Below are 1,729 nucleotides of genomic sequence, written 5' to 3' on the forward strand. Positions count from 1 at the left end.
ACGAGGCTTTCTCGGACATCATCGGCAATGACATTCAGCGTAAAAACTGGCTTGTAGGCGATGATATTTATACGCCAAGCATTGCGGGTGATGCTCTGCGCTCTATGTCCAATCCTACCCTGTACGATCAACCAGATCACTATTCCGACTTGTATAAAGGCAGCTCCGATAACGGTGGCGTTCATACAAACAGTGGTATTATCAATAAAGCCTACTATCTGTTGGCACAAGGTGGCACTTTCCATGGCGTAACTGTAAGTGGAATTGGTCGCGACGCAGCTGTCCAAATTTACTATAGTGCTTTTACGAACTACCTGACTTCTTCTTCCGACTTCTCCAACGCACGCGCCGCTGTGGTGCAAGCAGCAAAAGACCTTTACGGTGCGAATTCAGCGCAAGCAACCGCAGCCGCCAAATCCTTTGACGCTGTAGGAGTTAACTAAATCATAATTGCAATCCCTCTTATTCATCCTCGTCCATAGACCATTGTCGTTGTGCAGCTGTCATCCAACCCAGCTCATAAAATGGACGAAAAAAATAGGGGTGCAGTGTACAAGTCTGCGCCCCTTCCCCCATATGTATATGGCGTCCCCCAGCGGGACGCCTTTTTCTTGTTTTAAGCAAATTTGCAATCCTGTACAGGCGTCTGTTAATCGTGTCCGATTGCAATCCACAGAATCAAACCTTCACAAACCGAGCCTGCGTGTCCGCGTTCCACCGTGAACACCGCCGAATCTCTCTGACATTTCGTGACAGATACCGTTACCCCCGGTATGCTCGCATTACCAGTGATTGCATAACGAGTGTTCTTGAATGGCTGCTCAAACACAATGCTCACTTCATCCCTGGCAGCTTCTGCGGGAATGTGAAAAGGAATGCTGCCAAACCGTGTTGAAGCTGCTCTTGAATTAAATGTGTGCTCACGGAGAAGCCCGTCATCATAAGTCACGTTAAGTGGAGATTCGTCATCATCCGTAAGAGCAGCAGCGGGCTTGTCAGCGGACAACGCTACCCGCTGCTGCTTGGGGCGATGTCTGCCTTCAGCAATGTGGATACTGGTAATGGAGCAATCCAGCAACGATTCCTGCTTCGTCTGACCTCTGGACGTTACAGACGTTAGGCCGTCTTCCATCTCAAGCTCCATATCCGCCTCTGGCACAGACAGCAGCAGTACAGACCCCCGGTTCATCAGCATGGCTTCCTCCAACGTCTTGGGAAGCTTGTGCTTCCTCCATGCTGCTTCATCCACAGCAATAAGGTCATGGGCTTGAGCTTGAGTTTCCACGATAGACTTTACACTCACCGTCTCCCGCTGGATCGGTTTACTGTTGCCGGATGGGGAAGCCGTTTTATTTTTGTCTATACGAGGGGAAGGAACTGCGTTGGAAAGGTTACGCCGCACTGTTCTTTTATCCTTACTATTATAGTTCATACGATGGTTCATAATGACCACTCCTTTAGCAGAAGTGAACCAGCGGTCGCTCCGCTTCATTCACCCGGCTGGGAATCATGGCTAATGCCTATAGGATAGCCTATGCTCATAGCTGGGCTCACGTCACTACGTTACGCAATCCAGCATAATTTGCGCCCAGCGCTGTGCTGAATGCTGCCATAAAAATCGTCTTCGTACCTCGGCAAGCCCGGCCTCCCCCATTCGCCGCTGCAAGTCAGGCTGCTGTAGCAGTCCGATGACGGCAGCGGCCATTTCCTGCTCCCCCGGAGATGGCGA

General features: G+C 50.5%; 2 protein-coding genes. One reads left to right on the forward strand and one right to left on the reverse strand.

Annotated features, from left to right (window positions below; translation table 11 throughout):
• Positions 1 to 443 (forward strand): peptidase M4 family protein (locus L696_RS28405; protein WP_162472158.1); only part of this gene is annotated, 443 nt, incomplete at its 5' end.
• A gap of 206 nt (positions 444 to 649) precedes the next feature.
• Here L696_RS28405 and L696_RS0108645 read toward each other — a convergent pair.
• Positions 650 to 1,444: a WIAG-tail domain gene (locus L696_RS0108645; protein WP_025683295.1), complete on the reverse strand. Its 795-nt coding sequence runs from the start codon at positions 1,442 to 1,444 to the stop codon at positions 650 to 652.
• Between the last annotated feature and the right edge of the window lie 285 nt (positions 1,445 to 1,729).

Origin of the sequence: Paenibacillus maysiensis, assembly GCF_000520815.1 — a bacterium.
Lineage (GTDB): Bacteria > Bacillota > Bacilli > Paenibacillales > Paenibacillaceae > Paenibacillus > Paenibacillus maysiensis.